At 74.4% G+C, this 16,196-nt stretch carries 14 protein-coding genes and 1 riboswitch; of the genes, 11 read left to right on the top strand and 3 right to left on the bottom strand.

Annotation, left to right across the window (positions count from 1 at the left end; all coding sequences use genetic code 11):
* Positions 1–28 precede the first annotated feature (28 nt).
* Positions 29–142: riboswitch (SAM riboswitch) on the bottom strand.
* A 240-nt stretch (positions 143–382) separates the two neighbouring features.
* Positions 383–955 (bottom strand): FAD-dependent oxidoreductase, encoded by a 573-nt coding sequence (locus ABEA81_RS13760; RefSeq protein ID WP_345605417.1) that lies wholly within the window; start codon positions 953–955, stop codon positions 383–385.
* A gap of 491 nt (positions 956–1,446) precedes the next feature.
* Between ABEA81_RS13760 and ABEA81_RS13755 the strand changes: the two genes are divergently transcribed.
* The 11 genes from ABEA81_RS13755 (at position 1,447) to ABEA81_RS13705 (ending at position 13,216) form a co-directional block, all read left to right on the top strand.
* Positions 1,447–3,042 carry an ABC transporter substrate-binding protein gene (locus tag ABEA81_RS13755; RefSeq protein ID WP_345605416.1) on the top strand — a complete coding sequence of 532 codons (1,596 nt, stop codon included), beginning with the start codon at positions 1,447–1,449 and terminating at the stop codon, positions 3,040–3,042.
* A complete protein-coding gene (locus tag ABEA81_RS13750) occupies positions 3,039–3,989 on the top strand; it encodes an ABC transporter permease (RefSeq protein WP_345605415.1) in 951 nt (316 codons plus the stop codon). The genes ABEA81_RS13755 and ABEA81_RS13750 overlap by 4 nt, the downstream gene beginning before the upstream one ends.
* Positions 3,986–4,897 carry an ABC transporter permease gene (locus ABEA81_RS13745; RefSeq protein WP_345605414.1) on the top strand — a complete coding sequence of 304 codons (912 nt, stop codon included), beginning with the start codon at positions 3,986–3,988 and terminating at the stop codon, positions 4,895–4,897. The genes ABEA81_RS13750 and ABEA81_RS13745 overlap by 4 nt, the downstream gene beginning before the upstream one ends.
* The gene (locus ABEA81_RS13740) at positions 4,894–6,489 is read left to right on the top strand and encodes an ABC transporter ATP-binding protein (RefSeq protein ID WP_345605413.1); all 1,596 of its coding nucleotides are present in this window, start codon (positions 4,894–4,896) and stop codon (positions 6,487–6,489) included. Before ABEA81_RS13745 ends, ABEA81_RS13740 begins: the two co-directional genes overlap by 4 nt.
* Positions 6,486–7,589 (top strand): LLM class flavin-dependent oxidoreductase, encoded by a 1,104-nt coding sequence (locus ABEA81_RS13735; RefSeq protein WP_345605412.1) that lies wholly within the window; start codon positions 6,486–6,488, stop codon positions 7,587–7,589. The genes ABEA81_RS13740 and ABEA81_RS13735 overlap by 4 nt, the downstream gene beginning before the upstream one ends.
* A complete protein-coding gene (locus ABEA81_RS13730) occupies positions 7,586–8,776 on the top strand; it encodes an LLM class flavin-dependent oxidoreductase (RefSeq protein WP_345605411.1) in 1,191 nt (396 codons plus the stop codon). The genes ABEA81_RS13735 and ABEA81_RS13730 overlap by 4 nt, the downstream gene beginning before the upstream one ends.
* A 166-nt stretch (positions 8,777–8,942) precedes the next feature.
* Positions 8,943–10,055, top strand: a complete 1,113-nt coding sequence (locus tag ABEA81_RS13725; protein ID WP_345605409.1) for an LLM class flavin-dependent oxidoreductase — start codon at positions 8,943–8,945, stop codon at positions 10,053–10,055.
* Entirely contained in the window at positions 10,052–11,380 is a 1,329-nt protein-coding gene (locus tag ABEA81_RS13720) for an NtaA/DmoA family FMN-dependent monooxygenase (protein WP_345605408.1), read from the top strand. The genes ABEA81_RS13725 and ABEA81_RS13720 overlap by 4 nt, the downstream gene beginning before the upstream one ends.
* On the top strand, positions 11,377–12,183 hold the full coding sequence (locus ABEA81_RS13715) for a DUF1684 domain-containing protein (RefSeq protein WP_345605407.1): 807 nt from the start codon (positions 11,377–11,379) through the stop codon (positions 12,181–12,183). Before ABEA81_RS13720 ends, ABEA81_RS13715 begins: the two co-directional genes overlap by 4 nt.
* Positions 12,180–12,677 (top strand): flavin reductase family protein, encoded by a 498-nt coding sequence (locus ABEA81_RS13710; protein WP_345605406.1) that lies wholly within the window; start codon positions 12,180–12,182, stop codon positions 12,675–12,677. Before ABEA81_RS13715 ends, ABEA81_RS13710 begins: the two co-directional genes overlap by 4 nt.
* On the top strand, positions 12,674–13,216 hold the full coding sequence (locus ABEA81_RS13705) for an NAD(P)H-dependent oxidoreductase (RefSeq protein ID WP_345605405.1): 543 nt from the start codon (positions 12,674–12,676) through the stop codon (positions 13,214–13,216). Before ABEA81_RS13710 ends, ABEA81_RS13705 begins: the two co-directional genes overlap by 4 nt.
* Positions 13,217–13,253: 37 nt before the next feature.
* On the opposite strand, the gene ABEA81_RS13700 is transcribed toward ABEA81_RS13705, so the two are convergent.
* Both ABEA81_RS13700 and ABEA81_RS13695 read right to left on the bottom strand, forming a co-directional pair.
* On the bottom strand, positions 13,254–15,377 hold the full coding sequence (locus ABEA81_RS13700) for a DUF222 domain-containing protein (RefSeq protein ID WP_345605671.1): 2,124 nt from the start codon (positions 15,375–15,377) through the stop codon (positions 13,254–13,256).
* 98 nt (positions 15,378–15,475) lie between these two features.
* On the bottom strand, positions 15,476–16,192 hold the full coding sequence (locus tag ABEA81_RS13695; RefSeq protein WP_345605404.1) for a dienelactone hydrolase family protein: 717 nt from the start codon (positions 16,190–16,192) through the stop codon (positions 15,476–15,478).
* Positions 16,193–16,196 lie beyond the last annotated feature (4 nt).

The raw sequence follows: 16,196 nt of genomic DNA, 5'->3' as shown, positions 1-16,196 counted from the left end.
GACCCTTTGGGGACCCGGACGGATGTCGGGTCCGCGCTTGCCGGCCGTGGGTGCACGGCGGCCTGGTCGTCACCCGGAGCACCCCACCGCGGAGGAGGGTTGCCGGCCAGCGAGCCGGGGCTTGGCGCTGGCGCTCTTGACCTGTCGGGCACGGTACGGGCGGATGGTGTGATCGGTCAAGCGGATCTCCGCTGCCGTCCCGGTCGGCGGGCGATCGTCCGGGACCAGGCCGCTGCGGCGGCGGGCGAGGCGTCACGATCAGCGCGGAATCGGGACGTGGCCGGCCTATTCGCGGCTGGTGTCCCCGGGGCGGCCCTGTCCGGAGCGAGAGGTGGCGTGATTCGTGGAACGCGGGAACGCGGTTCCCGCACACCCCGAAAGGTCAGTGGGTGAGCGCGGGAACGGCGAAGCACGCGTGGCCGGGCACGGTGGCGGCGGGCGCGTCCGGGTCGGTGGGGAGCGGGCCGGCGCCGGCGAGCACCACCCGGGCGGCCCGCACGGTGGCGGATCGGGTGCGCACCAGCGCCCCGCCGTCGGCGGCATCGATCGCGACGACCTCGTCACAGTGCCGCAGCTGCGCGCCCCACGCGGTGGCTGCCGCCGTGAGCGCGGCCGTCGCCTGGTCGGCCCGCACCTGCCGGACCCCGCCGCTGACGTGCAGCAACGCCGCCCCGGTGGCCTGCTCGACCTGTCCCCACAGCCGCGCGGCATCCGTGGCGAGGCGCGCGGGCAGGCCCTCGTCGGTCCACGGCGCCGGGCCCGCCGCCCGCCAGACCGCGCCCGCCGACCGCCGTTCGAGCAGCACGACGCGCAGGCCACGGCGGGCGAGGTGCCACGCGGTGGCGGCGCCCGCCGGGCCCGCGCCGACGACGGCGACATCGGTGACGAGGGACGGGACGACGAGGGACGGGACGCCGGTGGGTGTCGGGTCCAGCAGGCTCGGTGGACAGGGCACGGCGGCCTCCAGCTCTCCCGGTCGGCGGAAATGTCGTCGGCGGAAATGTCGTCGGCGGAAATGTCACGGTAGGCGGCGGCGCCCGCGTCCTGTCAACGAGCGGACATTTGCCGCTCATCTTGTCCGGTCATTTCGTCGTTCGCGATGGTGCTCGACACACCGCTTGAAAAACGATGCGATCGCTACGTAAGTTCGGAGTGCAATCCAGACACCATCCAGAGCGGCCGAGAGACCCGGATCGACGACGCCGCAGCAACCCCTCGCGCGAGCGGGAGCGGGTGCTACCGCCGGGAGCGATGGAGGTCGCCGTGCCGGGTCCGGAACGGATCGAGCTGCGGACGACGTGGCATGCGTGGCGCCGCCACGTCGATCTGTGCCGCACCTGCGCGGCGCTCTGTCGGGCCTGACGACCCGACCCCATCCATCGCGCACTGCCGCAGACACGCGGCGGTGCCCGTTCCTGCGCGCTTTCCTGGATGAAGGACCACGTCATGTCCCGACCTCTCGTGCTGTGGCTGGCCGCCGCGGCCGTCCTGCTCGGCGCGTGCGGCGCGACGCCCGCCGCGAGCACCGCAGACCCGGGCACCCCTCGGCCGGGCGGCACGCTGCGCTTCGCGGTGAGCAGCGACCAGGGGTGCGCCGACCCGCAGCAGGTCGGCAGCAACGACACGATCTTCTCGCTGCGCCAGGTGGTCGACTCGCTCACCGACCAGGACCCGGCCACCGGTGAGCTGCGGCCGTGGCTCGCCACGAGCTGGGAGGCCAACGCCGACGCGAGCGCGTACACGTTCACCCTGCGCGAGGGCGTGACGTTCAGCGACGGCACGCCGCTGGACGCCGCGGCCGTGAAGGCCAACTTCGACGCCGTGCCCGACCTCGGCCCGCGCGCGTCGCTCCCGAAGGGCTACCTGGCGGGATACACGGGCACCACGGTGGAGAGCCCGACCCGGTTCACGGTGACGTTCGACGAGCCGAACGTGCAGTTCCTGCAGGGAACGTCGACCCACAGCCTGGGCATCCTGTCGCCGGCGACGGTGGGGAAGAGCGACGACGAGCGGTGCGCCTCGGTGATCGGCTCCGGCCCGTTCCTGATCGAGTCCTACACCCGCGACGACTCGATCGTGCTCGCGAAGCGCGCCGGGTACGCGTGGGGCTCGTCGCTGTGGCAGTCGCCGGGCGAGGCTCAGCTGGACCGGGTCGAGTTCCGGATCGTGCCCGAGTCCGGGGTGCGGGTGGGCAGCCTCCAGTCCGGCGAGGTGGACGCCATCGGCAACATCGCGCAGCAGGACGAGGCCGTGCTCGCCGCGGCCGGGGTGCAGCTCATCGCACGCGCGAACCCGGGGATCCCGTTCGGCATCTCGTTCAACCAGGCCACCCCGATCGGCGGGGACGCGGCGGTGCGGGAGGCGGTGTCGCTCGCGATCGACCGCGCCGAGGTCGTCGCCACCGTCTACAGCTCGCAGACGACGCCGGCCACCAGCGCGCTCGCCTCGACCACACCGGGGTACGCCGACCAGTCCGCACTGCTGCGGTTCGATCCGGTGGAGGCGGGGTCGGTGCTCGACGCGGCGGGCTGGCTGCCCGGCCCGGACGGCATCCGGGCGCGGAACGGCACGCCACTGACGGTGGTGCTCACCTGGTACTCCAACTCGCCCGCCAACCGCGCCACCGTCGAACTGATCCAGCAGCAGGTGCGCCGGGTCGGGATCGACCTGCAGCTGCGGGAGAAGCCGATCTCGGAGAGCACCCCGACGCAGCAGTCCGGTGACTTCGTGGCCAACTGGGGCAACCTCACCCGGGCCGACCCGGACATCCTGCGCAGCCAGTACTCGACGGCCGGCAACAACTACAACCGCCTGGCGCCGGGGCCGCTCGACGCGCTGCTCGCCGAGCAGGCGGCGCAGCCCGACCCGGCGGACCGCGCGGCCACCGTCGCGCAGGCGCAGCAGCTGCTCGTGCGGGGCTACCACACGATCCCGGTCGTGGAGCTGACCACGGTGCTGGGCGTCGCGGCCGACGTCCACGGTGTCCTGTTCGACGCGAGCTCGCGGATCCAGCTGCACGACGCGTGGAAGGTGCAGCCGTGAACGGCGTGACCGCTCGGTACCTGGCCCGGCGGCTGCTGGCGGCGGTCGGGGTGCTCTGGGCGGCGTTCACGGTGTCGTTCGTGGTGCTCTACCTGCTGCCGGGCGACCCGGTGGCGACGATGGCGAGCGGCGGCCTGGACGGCGAGCCGCTGCCGCCGGAGCAGCTGGACGCGCTGCGCGCCCGCTACGGGCTCGACCAGCCGGTGCTCGTGCAGTACGGGCAGCGCCTGCTCGCGGCGCTCACCGGGGACTTCGGCACCTCGATCCAGAACGGCCAGGACGTGCGCGGGGCGATCCTCGATGCGCTGCCGCCCACGCTGCAGATCTCGGTGGCCGGGCTCCTGGTCGCGGTCCTCTTCGGCGGCACGGTGGCGCTCGTCGCCACCTACACGCGTGCACCGTGGCTGCGGCAGCTGCTCATGGCACTTCCCTCGCTCGCGGTGTCGCTCCCCGTCTTCTGGGTGGGCCTGATGCTCGTCCAGGTCTTCGCGTTCGGGTTCCACCTCTTGCCATCCGTCGGCGCGAACGGGGCAGCGGCGCTCGTGCTCCCGGCGGTGACGCTCGGCCTGCCCACCGGCGCGCTCGTCGCGCAGGTGCTCGCGAAGAGCCTCTCGCAGGCCCTCGGCGAGCCGTACGTCACCACCGCGCGCGCCAAGGGTGTCGGCCGCGCCGGCATCCACCTGCGGCACGCGCTGCGCAACGCCGCGCTGCCCGCGCTCACCGTGCTCGGCTACGTCGTGGGCAACCTCCTCGCCGGTTCGGTGGTGGTGGAGACCGTGTTCACCCGGCCCGGGCTGGGCCGGCTCACCGTCGCCGCCGTCGGGGTGCAGGACATCCCGGTGGTGCAGGGGATCGTGGTGTTCGCCGCGGCGGTGTTCGTGCTGGTCAACCTGGCGGTCGACCTGATCTACCCGTTGCTCGACCCGCGGATCGGGGCCATCTCATGACTGTTCCTACCCGCCCCGCCGGCTCCGCCGTCCTTCCATCCCCCGGGCTGCTGGTACGGGAGCCGGCGGCCGACGAGGCGCCGCCGCGCCGGGACGGCCGCGTCCGGTTCCTGCTGCGCAGGCCCGGCCTCGTCGTCTCGGTGGTCTACGTGGCGCTCGTGGTGCTCGCGGCGTTCGCACCGCAGGTGCTGGCGCCCGGCGACCCCGCCACGGGCGTGCCGGCGGAGCGGTTGCAGGCGCCCGGGGCCGCGCACGTGTTCGGCACCGACTACCTCGGCCGCGACGTCTACACCCGGGTCGTGCACGGCGCCGCGCTCTCACTGCAGGCCACGCTGATCGCGGTGGCGGTGGCGCTCGTCGTCGGCGGGCTGGTCGGGGTGCTCGCCGGGTTCGTCCGCGGCTGGCTCGACGAGGTGCTCATGCGCGGGGTCGACGTGCTGCTCGCGGTGCCCGCTGTCCTGCTGTCGCTCGCGCTGATCACGGCGCTCGGGTACGGCACGGTGAAGGTGGCGATCGCCGTGGGCGTCGCGAGCGTCGCGAGCTTCGCCCGCGTGATGCGCGCCGAGACGCTGCGCGTGCGGCAGTCGGTCTACGTCGAGGCCGCGCGTTCGGTCGGCACCCGGTGGCACGCCACGCTGCTGCGGCACGTCCTGCCGAACGCGGCCGGGCCGGTTCTGGTGCTCGCGGTGCTGGAGTTCGGGCTCGCGATCCTCGCGGTCTCGTCGCTGTCGTTCCTCGGGTACGGCGCGCCGCCGCCCGCGCCGGAATGGGGCTCGCTCGTGGCCGAAGGGCGCAACTACATGGCGGTGGCGTGGTGGCTGTGCGCCGTGCCGGGCGCCGCGATCGCGGTCACCGTGCTCGCGGTGAACCGGATCTCCCGCGCGCTCGACGGGGAGCGGTCCCGATGACACTCGAGATCGAGGACCTGCGGGTCTCCTACGCCACTGCCGGTGGCCTCGTCCCCGCCGTGCGCGGCGTCTCGCTGGCCGTCGCGCCCGGGGAGGTCGTCGCGATCGTCGGGGAGTCCGGGTCCGGGAAGTCGACGCTGGCGCACGCCGTCGCCGGGCTGCTCCCCGGTACCGGCCGGATCGACGCCGGCCGCGTCACGCTCGGCGAGCAGGAGCTCACCGGGCTGTCCGAGCGGGCGTGGCGCACCGTGCGCGGCCGGCGGATCGGCCTCGTGCCGCAGGACCCCGGCGTCGCGCTCAACCCCGTGCAGCCGGTCGGGGTGCAGGTCGCCGAGGTGCTGACCGTGCACGGGCTGGCCGACCGGCGCAGCGCCCCCGCGAGGGCCGTCGAGCTGCTGGCCGAGGCCGGGCTGCCCGACGCGGGGGCCCGCGCCCGGCAGTACCCGCACGAGCTGTCGGGCGGGATGCGCCAGCGCGTGCTCATCGCCATCGGGATCGCGGCCCGCCCGCAGCTGCTGGTGGCCGACGAGCCCACCAGCGCACTGGACGCCACCGTGCAGCGGCACATCCTCGACCGGCTCGACGAGCTCGTCCGCGCGTCCGGCACGGCCGTCCTGCTGATCACGCACGACCTGGGGGTGGCGGCGGATCGCGCCGACCGGCTCGTCGTGATGAAGGCGGGACGGGTCGTCGAGGAGGGGCCGGTGGGGGAGGTGCTCGCCGCGCCGCGCGAGGAGTACACGCGGCGGCTGCTGGACAGCGCCCCCGGGCTGCACCTGGACGCCGTGCGCGAACGACCGGCTCCCCGCGCCGAGACCGTGGTGGAGGCGCGGGATCTGGTGAAGGAGTTCCCGCTGGGCCGCGGGCGCATCCGGGCGGTGGACGGCGTGAGCTTCACGATCGCGCGGGGCGAGACGCTCGCACTGGTCGGCGAGTCGGGTTCGGGCAAGTCGACGACCGCCCGGCTGGTGCTGCGGCTCGCCGACCCCACGTCGGGCACGGTGGTCTTCGACGGCACCGACATCACCCGCGTGCGGGGGCGGGCGTGGCGGGAGCTGCGGCGGCGCGCGCAGCTGGTCTACCAGAACCCGTACGCCTCGCTGGACCCCCGCTTCTCGATCGCCGAGGTGATCGCCGAGCCGCTGCGGGCGTTCCGGGTGGGGGACGCGCGGTCGCGCCGTGCCCGCGCCGCCGAGCTGCTGGACCGGGTCGCGCTGCCGGAGTCGGTGCTCGACCGGCGCCCCGCGGAGCTCTCGGGCGGGCAGCGCCAGCGCGTGGCGATCGCGCGTGCGCTCGCTCTCTCGCCCGACCTCGTGGTGTGCGACGAACCGGTGTCCGCGCTCGACGTCAGCGTGCAGGCACAGGTGCTCGACCTCCTCGCCGGGCTGCAGGCCGACGCCGGGCTGGCCTACCTGTTCATCTCCCACGACCTCGCCGTGGTGCGCCGGATCGCGCACCGCGTCGGCGTGCTGCGCGACGGGAGGCTGCTGGAGCTGGCGCCCACCGAGCAGCTCTTCGCCGCGCCCCAGCACGACTACACGCGCGAGCTGCTCGCCGCGATCGCAGGCCGCCGGTTGGAGGAAACGGCATGAAGATCCTCGTCCTCACCCTGATCACCAACGGGCCCGACCCGGTCACCGGCCGGACGCCGACACCGAACGCCCGCCTGCACCGCGTGGTCGAGAACGCCGTGCTCGCCGATGAGCTGGGCTTCGACGGCTACGCGGTGGGGGAGCGGCACGAGCGGCCGTTCCTGTCCTCGGCGCCGCCCGTGGTGCTGTCCCACGTCGCGGCCCGCACCTCGCGGATCACGCTGTTCACCGGCGTCACGACGCTCGCGCTGCTCGACCCGGTGCGCGCCTACGAGGACTACGCCACCCTCGACCAGCTCGCCGACGGCCGCCTCGAGCTGATCATCGGCAAGGGCAACGGCGCCGCGCAGGCCCAGCTGTTCCACGTCACCACCGACGACCAGTGGGACCGCAACGCGGAGGGCTACGAGCTCTTCCGCAGGCTGTGGCGGGAGGAGCGCACGACGTGGACCGGCCGGTTCCGCCCGCCGCTCGTCGACGCCGAGACGTGGCCGCCGCCGCGCCAGCACCCGATCCGGGTCTGGCACGGCAGCGCCACCAGCAAGGAGTCGGTCGAGGTGGCCGCCCGCTACGGCGACCCGCTGTTCTCGGCCAACGTCACACACCCCATCGAGCCGTACGCCGAGCTCGTCGCCCACTACCGCGAGCGCTGGGTGGCGCACGGCCACGACCCGGGCGCCGCGCTCGTCGGTGCCGGCACCGCGGCGTTCCACATCGCTCCGACCTCGCAGCAGGCGATCGAGGAGTTCCGGCCGGCGTTCGCGGCGCGGCTCGCGGCCGCGGAACGGTTCGGGCTGCCGGTCGTGTTCCCGACCGTCGAGGACTTCGTGGAGCGCTCGTCCGCCCTGGTCGGCAGCCCGCACCAGATCGTCGACAAGGTGCTGCGCTACCACGCGGTGCTCGGCCACGAGGTGCTGCACGTGCACCTGGACGGCGACGGCCTGTCCCCGCGGCGCCAGCGCGAGCAGCTGGAGGTGTTCCAGGCCGAGGTGGCGCCCGCGCTGCGCGCCGCCGTCCCGAGCCGCCCGCTCGCCGGCGCCGTGCCCCGCGACCCGGACGACGCCCGGCCCGCCGACGAGCCGGTGGGGGCGGTCTCGTGACGATCCCGCTCTCGATCCTCGACCTCTCCCCGATCCCGGCCGGCGGCACCGCGGCCGACGCGCTGCGCAACTCCGTCGACCTCGCCCGGGTCGCGGAGCGGGCGGGCTACCGGCGGTACTGGGTGGCCGAGCACCACCTCGCATCCGGGGTCGCCTCGTCGTCCACGCCGGTGCTGGTGGCACTCCTCGCCGCGGCCACGTCCCGGATCCGGGTCGGCTCCGGCGCGGTGCAGCTGCCCGTGACCTCGCCCCTGCAGGCGGCCGAGCAGTTCGGCACGGTGGCGGCGCTGCACCCGGGCCGGGTGGACCTCGGCCTGGGCCGGTTCGACCTCCACAAGACCCTCCGGCTGGCCGGCACGGCTCCGGCACCGGACGCCGCGCCGCCGCCCCTGCCGCCGTCCCGCGTGGTGGACGGGCTGCTGATCCCGCCGCCCGCCCGGTTCCGCGGGGACCTGTCCACCTACGTGCACCTCGCCCGGTTGCTCGGGATCCGTGCGGAGGACCCGACGCCGGACTACGACACCCAGGTCGGCGCGATCCTCGACCACCTCGGCGGCGCCGCCCGCCGCCCGGACGGGGCCACCGTCACCGTCCCGGCCGCCGAGGGCGCCGACCTGGACGTGTGGATCCTCGGCTCCAGCCCGGGCGAGAGCGCGCGCGTGGCGGCGGAGCGCGGCCTGCCGTTCGCGGCGAGCTACCACACCTCCCCCAGCACGGTGCTCGAGACCGTCGACGCCTACCGCCGCGCGTTCCGGCCGTCGGCCCGGCGCCCGGCGCCGTACGTCGTGGTCTCGGCGGACGTCGTGGTCGCCGAGACCGACGAGCGCGCGCGGGAGCTGGCCGCGCCGTACGCGCAGTGGGTGCTCGACATCCGCACCGGCGTCGGCGCCCGGCCCTACGTCACGCCGGAGGAGGCCGCGGCGCGCGAGTGGACCGACGCGGAGCGCGCGATCGTCGCCGACCGGACCGCCACCCAGTTCGCCGGGTCGCCCGCGACCGTCGTGGCGGAACTGGCCACCCTCGCCCGGGTCACCGGCGCCGACGAGCTGCTGGTCACCACGATCACCACCGAGCACGCCGACCGCGTGCGCAGCAGCGAGCTGCTGGCCGCCGCGTGGGCGGAACATGCCGGCGTGCGAGCTGGTTGCACCCAGGAAGACCGGGCGGAGGCGAGCGTCTCGCGATGAGTGAGCTTGCGAACGAATCGATGTCACAGCGTCCGCGCGCTGCGCTGTTTCCCCGTGCGTTGTTCCCCGACGGGTCGGCTCGGGGAACGGTAGCCGGCGGGGCCGGCGGGGCGGGTAAGCACAGCAGGGCCGGGGCCGGACGATGAGTCCATTCACCGAGGCACGGATGCATCTCGCGGTCGAGCTGACCGCGGCGGGCCGGCACCCGGCGGCCGCGGCGTGGGCCGGGCTCGACCCCGCCGTGCTGCTCTCCGCCGTCCACCACGCGGGCCTGGCGCGCACGGCCGCGCGCCGTGGACTCGACCTGGCGCTCATCCCGCACTCGTTCCACCCCGACGGCGGGCCGCTGCTGGACGCCGTCGCGGTCGCCGCGCGGATCGCACCGGTGGTGCCGGGGATCGGCCTGGTGCCCACCGCGACCGTCACCCATACCGAGCCCTTCCACGTCTCCAAGTCGATCGCGACGCTCGACATCGTCTCGTCCGGGCACGCGGGCTGGGAACCGGCCGTGTCGCGCACCCAGGCCGAGGCGGACCTGTTCGGCCGCAAGCCGGCCGCACCCGCGGGCGTGTTGTGGCGGGAGGCCGCCGAGGCCATCGAGGTCGTGGTGCGGCTGTGGGACTCCTGGGAGGACGGCGCGGTGATCCGCGACGCCGCCACCGGGCGCTACGTCGACCGCGACAAGCTGCACCACATCGACTTCCAGGGCGAGTTCTTCTCCGTCAAGGGCCCGTCGATCACGCCGCGGCCGCCGCAGGGGCACCCCCTAGTCGTGTTGCGGGCCGACGAGGAGGAGGCACTCCCGGTGGCCGCCCGCTGGGCCGACGTCGTGCGGATCGCGGCGCCGGACCTGCCGGACGCGGTAGCCGCACGTGAGCGGATCCGTTCGGCAGTGGCCGCCGCGGGCCGCGACCCCGAGGACGTCACCGTCCTGCTCGACGTCGAGGTGCACCTCGCCGCCGACCGCCACCGGGCCCGCCGCGACCTCGCCGAGCTGGACGCGCTCGCCGGCGGCCAGCTCCCGGCGTCCTCGGTGCGGGTGCTCGGCCCGGCCACCGACCTCGCCGATCTCATCGGCAGCGCCGTGCGCACCCGCGCCGCCGACGGCGTCACGCTGGTGCCGCTCGTGCTCCCGGCCGACCTCGACGCGGTGGCCGCCCAGGCGGTGCCGCTGCTGGCCGGCCGCGGGCTGCTGCGCACGGGCCGGGCGGGCGGTTCGCTGCGCGCCCGGTTCGGGCTTCCTCGGCCGGCCAACCACTTCGCAGGAGCGGGATCGTGAGCGTTCACAAGAAGCAGATCCACCTCGGCGCGCACTTCCCCGGCGTCAACAACACCACGGTCTGGAGCGACCCGGCCGCCGGCAGCCAGACCGACTTCGCCTCGTTCGTGCACTTCGCGCAGAACGCCGAGCGCGGCCTGATGGACTTCGTGTTCCTCGCCGAGGGGCTGCGGCTGCGCGAGCACCGCGGCCTCATCCACGACCTGGACGTGGTGGGCAGGCCGGACACCTTCACGGTGCTGAACGCGCTCGCCGCCGTCACGTCCCGGATCGGGCTGGCCGGCACGATCAACACGACGTACAACGAGCCGTACGAGCTGGCCCTGCAGTTCGCGTCGCTCGATCACCTCTCCGCGGGCCGGGCGGCGTGGAACATGGTCACCACGTCCGACGCGTTCACCGGCGAGAACTTCCGCCGCGGTGGCTTCCTGCCCCGCGAGCAGCGCTACGAGCGGGCGGCCGAGGTCGTCGCCGTCACCCGGGCCCTCTGGGATTCAGCGCGGGGGGATTCGCGGCGTGCCGAGATCGAGTACCTCGGCCCGCAGTTCGACGTGCGGGGCCGGCTCCCGCTGCCGCCGGGCCCGCAGGGCCACCCGGTGCTCATCCAGGCAGGCGACTCCGCCCAGGGCCGCGACTTCGCCGCGGCCACCGCCGACGCGATCTTCACCCTGCACGGCACGCTGGAGGCCGGGCAGGCGTTCTACGCCGACGTGAAGGCCCGGCTCCCGCAGCACGGCCGCAGCGGCGCCGACCTCAAGGTGCTCCCGGGCGTCACGTTCGTGCTGGGCGACACCGACGCCGAGGCGCAGGAGGAGGCCGGGCGGATCCGCCGCCAGCAGGTCTCCCCGCAGACCGCGATCGCGTTCCTCGAGCAGGTGTGGGGCCGTGACCTGTCGCAGTACGACCCGGACGGTCCGCTGCCCGACGTCGATCCCGACGTCGAGAACGTCTCGATCACGCGCGGCCGGGTACGGCACGCGCGCGACCCACGGGCCGTCGCGCAGGAATGGCGGGACTTCGCGGCCGCGCACGGCGGACTCTCGATCCGCGAGGTCGTGATCGAGAAGACCGGCCGCCAGTCGTTCATCGGCTCGCCCCGCACCGTTGCCGCCCGGATGGACGAGTTCGTGCAGCGTGACGCCTGCGACGGCTTCATCCTGGTGTCGCACCTGACACCCGGCGGCCTCGACCGGTTCGTCGCCGAGGTCGTCCCCGAACTGCAGGACCTCGGCAGCTACCGCACCGCCTACCCCGGACCGACCCTGCGCGACCACCTCGGCCTGCGCCACCCGCACGCACCGTCGACCAGGAAGGAGAGCGCATGACCACGATCGAGTCCCCGCTCCGGCAGGAGTGGGACACCTGGCATCGTGAGCGCGAGGAGCAGCTGCGTACCCCGCACGGCTGGCTCAGCCTCACCGCCCTGCACTGGCTCGACGGCACGGCCCGCGGCTTCGACGGCATCCCCGGCACCTGGCGCGCCACCGGTGACGGCGGCGTCGAGCTCACCGCCGACGGGGACGCCGCGGTGGACGGCGTCCCCGTCACCGGGACCGTGCGCCTGGAGCCGGTGGACGGGCAGCCGGGAGTGCTCGTGGAGATCGGCGAGCGGCGGGTCGAGGTGATCCGCCGCACCGACGACTACGCGCTGCGGGTCCGGGACCCCCACGCGATCACGCGCACCGCGTTCACCGGAGCGCCCGCGTTCGACGTGGACGAGCGGTGGGTCGTCGCGGGCCGCTTCGAGGCGTACCCGGAGCCGAAGCGGCTGACCGTCGGCGCCGTGGTGGACGGGCTGCAGCACTTCCCGACCGCCGTCGGCGTCGTCCGCTTCACCCTCGGCGGCGCCGAGCACGAGCTCGTCGCGTTCCCCGGCAAGGCAGGCGGGCTGTCCCTGCACTTCCGGGACGCCACATCCGGCGTCACAACCTACGGCGGCGGGCGCTCGGTGGCGCTCGCCGACCCCGACTCCGACGGCCGCGTCACGATCGACTTCAACCGCACGGTCAACCTGCCGTGCGCCTTCACGGCCCACGCCACCTGCCCGCTACCACCGGCCGAGAACCGGCTGTCGGTGGCGGTGGAGGCGGGGGAGCGCATTCCGCCGCGGCCCGACCTGCAGCCGTGACGGTCGTCGTCGAGCCCGCGACGATGCGGGAGGTCCTCGGGCACTTCGCATCCGGCGTCGTCGTGGTCACGGCGGCCGGGCCCGACGGGCCGCTGGGGTTCACGTGCCAGTCGTTCGCCTCGCTGTCCCTGGACCCCGCGTTGATCAGCTTCGCCCCGTCGCGCACCTCGTCGACGTGGCCGCGGATCAGGGCGGCCGGCGCGTTCTGCGTGAACGTGCTGGCCGCCGACCAGCAGCACCTGTCCGGCGGGTTCGCGCGCTCCGGGGTGGACAAGTTCGCCGGCGTGAGGTGGTGGCCCGGGCCGTACGGCGCGCCGGTGCTCGAGGGCGCGTGCGCGTGGATCGGCTGCACGCTCTGGCGGGAGTACGACGGGGGCGACCACACGATCGTCGCCGGCCGGGTGCACGACCTCGGTGCCGACGCCACCCGCTCCCCGTTGCTCTTCCACCGGGGCCGCTACGGTCTCGCCGCGCACATCGAGGAGGACCGATGACACACGTGCTGGGGGTGGTCGCCGGGCCGGAGCCGGGCGGCCGCACGGCCACGGCGGTGGCCGGGGTGCTCGCCGGGGCCGAGAAGGCGGGGGCCACGACGTCGCTGCTCGAGCTGTCCGATGCGGGCGCCGACGCGGTGATCGCGGCGCTCACCGACGCCGACGGTGTGGTGTTCGGCAGCCCGGTCTACCGCGCCACCTACAGCGCGCTGCTCAAGGATCTCCTCGAGCGCACCGAACGCGGCAAGTGGGGCGAGGCCACCGCCCCGCTGCAGGGCACGGTGGCCGCCACCGTGCTCACCGGGGCGAGCGGCCACCACTACCTCGCCCTCGGCGACCTGAGGAACGTGCTCGCCGGCTTCTTCGCGGTGCAGGTGCTGTCCCCGGGTCTGTACCTCGACCACGGCGGCTACGTCGACCGCACCACGCTGACGGAGCAGACTGCCACCCTGGCCGCCGCCCACGGTGCCGCGCTGGCGGACCTGGCGGCCGCGGTCACGGCCTCCGCTGCGCTCCAGGCGATCACGCCGCAGATCTGAGCGGAGCGGTATCCACCGGTCCGGCACGTCCTCGTTCTCAGAATGGCGGTTCCTCCTCGGTGTCGGGAGCCGGCGAGGGCGGTGGTGGGGCCGGGTCCCGGCCTTCCCGCCACAGGACCCGCAGGTCGAGCGGGTTGCCGTGGTCGGTGTCCGGGTTCTCACGCTGGTCGCTCCCCTCGGGTGGTGGTTCCGGGTCGGGTAGGTCGGGCCGGATCGGTTCGCCGCGTGTCCGGTAGGTCCGCCCGAGCGGGGAGATCCACACGAAATGTCCGGGCTCGGGCTGGGAGAGCCTCCAGCCGCGGTCCTTGTCGGGGTGGTGGCGCCGGCAACCGGGCCCGATGTTGCCTTCCACGGTGTCGCCGCCGCGGCCGTGGTCGATGGTGTGGTCCAGATCCGAGCGCCGCGCCGAGCGGTCGCAGCAGGGCCCGACGCAGGTGCGGTCGCGGACCCGCACGTGCAGGGCCAGGGCACCGCGGGCGAACCGGGCGCGGGGGTTGCGGTCGAGTTCGCGCCACAGGCGGTGCCGGTCGGCCCACCGTTCGGCGATCTCGGCGATGACGCCGGCCCAGTCGCCGGTCAGGTCGGGGTCGGCGCCGAACCGGCGCAGCTCGGCGAGGGTGAGGTGCAGTTCGACGACGCCTCCGCGCACCCGGTTCGGCGGCCCGGCTCCGGTCGGCGTGCGGCCTGGCCGGCGGCGAAGTGGTCCGGCGAGTAGGAGGTAGCCGCGGGAGTCGACGACGGCGAACTGCCATTGTGCGCCGCGGCGTTGCCGGGCGACTGCGGTGCGGGCGGTCTCGGCGTCGATCGGGCCGAGGCCGGGGATCTCGGCGGGGCGTTGGTCGCGGCCCATGAGGGTGGTCAGGCCGGCCCGGATCTCGATGCCCTCGCGGGTCCCGATCCGTTCGTCGCGCCACCGGTCCGCACCGGCACCTGCGGACATCGCACCGGCGGCCGTCGTATCAGGCGCGGTCGGATCAGGTGCGGTCGGATCAGGTGCGGTCGGATCAGGTGCGGTCGGATCAGCTGCGGTCGGGTGAGCTGCGGTCCGGTTGGTCCCGGTCGGATCACTGGCGGTCGGGTTGCTCGCGGTCGGGTCGCTCGTGGTCGCGGTCGGGTCGCTCGTGGTCGCGGTCGGGTCGCTCGTGGTCGCGGTCGGGTCGCTCGTGGTCGCGGTCGGGTCGCTCGCGGCCACACCGCCGGCGGTGGCCGTGTCCCCCGTGTCGCCGGCGTGCTCCGTACACGTGCCCTCGCTGCCGGCGTCGTCGGCGATGCTCCCGGTGCAGGCCGCGGTGTCGTCGGGATCGGAGACGTGGTCTGGATCGGTGGTGTGGTCCTCGGGGCGAGGGTGGGTGAGCAGCCCGGCCAGGATCTGCGCCTCTGTGAGGCCGTGGAACGAACCGTCCAGCATGCCCAGGTACAGATCTGCCGAGATCTGGGACAGCCGCCCCGGATGCCCCGCCCGTCGCGCTGCCTCGGCCAGTCGATCGAGGCGGGCGGCCGCGGCGGCGGCCTCCTCGGGTGGGAGGCCTTCGCCGGACAGGGTGGCGGTGCCGTCGCGGTTGAGGTGCAGGACGACCCCGCGTTCGCGGAGCCCGCGCTCGTAGCGGCGGCGGTGGTGGTCGGGGTCGATGGCCTGGATCGCCGCCAGCAGCCGCCGGGACAGCTGCCGGGCGGTCAGGCGCGGGGCGAGGGGCACGAAGCGTTCGCAGAGCCGCCGGATCTGCGCCTCGGTGAGCTCGCCGCGGGCGGGGTCCAGGTGGTCGCAGAACACCTTCGCCCTGCCCCGGTCGATCAACCCGTGGTCGAGGGCGGCGAACACCAGCGGCAGGCCGCGCACCAGGATCTGGGCGAAGTCGAGTTCCCGATCGGCGGTGGTGGGGGTCCAGGTGAGCGCGGCGGCGATCTCGTGCGAGGCCCACTCGAAGTCGTCGTCGGCCCGGGACACGGCGTCGTCGGGCAGCCCGGCCACCGGGGTGGCGCGGGTGATCTCCGCCATGCCCGCGAACAACTGGGCCTGATCGTGTGCGAGCTGTCGCGAGCGGGCCTGCAGCACCTCGACCAGGCGCGCGTTGGGCACCTCCGCCCAGGGAAGGCGGGCGAGGAGGGTGGACAGCTCGGGGCCGGGCGGTAGGTCCACCGCCCGGTCGATGAGGTCCACCATTCCCGGCACGATTCGAACATACGATCGAGCACTGACGATTCCGGGTGGCCTGGACGGCGCGGCCGCGAGATCGCCCGAACGGCCCAGCCGGGTGCCTGTCAGCCGAACATCTCGCCGAACAGGTCGAGCATCGCCCGCCACGATCGCTGTGCGGAGAGTTCGTCGTACCGCAGCCCGGGGACCTCGATGCGGTCCACCTGAGGATGGGTGAAGCTGTGCTGCGCACCGCCGTACAGGTTCATCCGCCAGTCCACGCCCGCCGCGCGCATGTGCTCTTCGAACGTCAGCCGTTCGCCGACCGGGATCAGTGGGTCCTCGGTGCCGATGCACACGAGCACCTTCGCGGTGATGTTGGCTGCGTCGGTCGGTCGTGGCGTCGCCAGGCGGGGGTGGAAACCGACCACGGCGGCGAGATCGGTGCCGGCGCGGGCCAGCTCCAGGACCAGGTGACCGCCGAAGCAGTATCCGATCGCGGCGACCTGTGCGGGATCCGCGCGGGGCTGGTCGAGCAGCACCTCCAGGCCCGCGCGGGCCAGCGCGCGGGTGCGCTCCGGGTCGTGCCAGAGCTCGTCGAGCCGGGCCATCATCGCGGCACGGTCGCTCATCGGTACCCCGTCGCCCTGGTAGTCGAGCGCGAACGCGACGTAGCCCAGCTCGGCGAGTTGATCCGCTCGGCCGCGCTGGTGGTCATCCAGGCCCGGGCCCTCGTGGGCGATCAGAACCGCCGGACGTGGGTCGTCGCCGTCGGGCACGGCGAGGCGGCCGATCATCGTCCGGCCGTCGGCGTGGTACTCGACATCGGTCACGGTCGTCATGGGT

Source organism: Pseudonocardia adelaidensis (assembly GCF_039543345.1).
Taxonomy (GTDB): Bacteria; Actinomycetota; Actinomycetes; order Mycobacteriales; family Pseudonocardiaceae; genus Pseudonocardia; species Pseudonocardia adelaidensis.
Note: the sequence above shows the minus strand (reverse complement) of the source record. Positions and strands in the feature narration are given on the sequence as shown.

Bases quoted from the DNA above. Each gene is read 5' to 3' on its own strand.
- ABEA81_RS13755 (WP_345605416.1), top strand. From the start codon at position 1,447: ATGTCCCGACCTCTCGTGCTGTGGCTGGCCGCCGCGGCCGTCCTGCTC.
- ABEA81_RS13745 (WP_345605414.1), top strand. From the start codon at position 3,986: ATGACTGTTCCTACCCGCCCCGCCGGCTCCGCCGTCCTTCCATCCCCC.
- ABEA81_RS13740 (WP_345605413.1), top strand. From the start codon at position 4,894: ATGACACTCGAGATCGAGGACCTGCGGGTCTCCTACGCCACTGCCGGT.
- ABEA81_RS13735 (WP_345605412.1), top strand. From the start codon at position 6,486: ATGAAGATCCTCGTCCTCACCCTGATCACCAACGGGCCCGACCCGGTC.
- ABEA81_RS13725 (WP_345605409.1), top strand. From the start codon at position 8,943: ATGCATCTCGCGGTCGAGCTGACCGCGGCGGGCCGGCACCCGGCGGCC.
- ABEA81_RS13715 (WP_345605407.1), top strand. From the start codon at position 11,377: ATGACCACGATCGAGTCCCCGCTCCGGCAGGAGTGGGACACCTGGCAT.
- ABEA81_RS13705 (WP_345605405.1), top strand. From the start codon at position 12,674: ATGACACACGTGCTGGGGGTGGTCGCCGGGCCGGAGCCGGGCGGCCGC.
- ABEA81_RS13700 (WP_345605671.1), bottom strand. From the start codon at position 15,377: ATGGTGGACCTCATCGACCGGGCGGTGGACCTACCGCCCGGCCCCGAG.
- ABEA81_RS13695 (WP_345605404.1), bottom strand. From the start codon at position 16,192: ATGACGACCGTGACCGATGTCGAGTACCACGCCGACGGCCGGACGATG.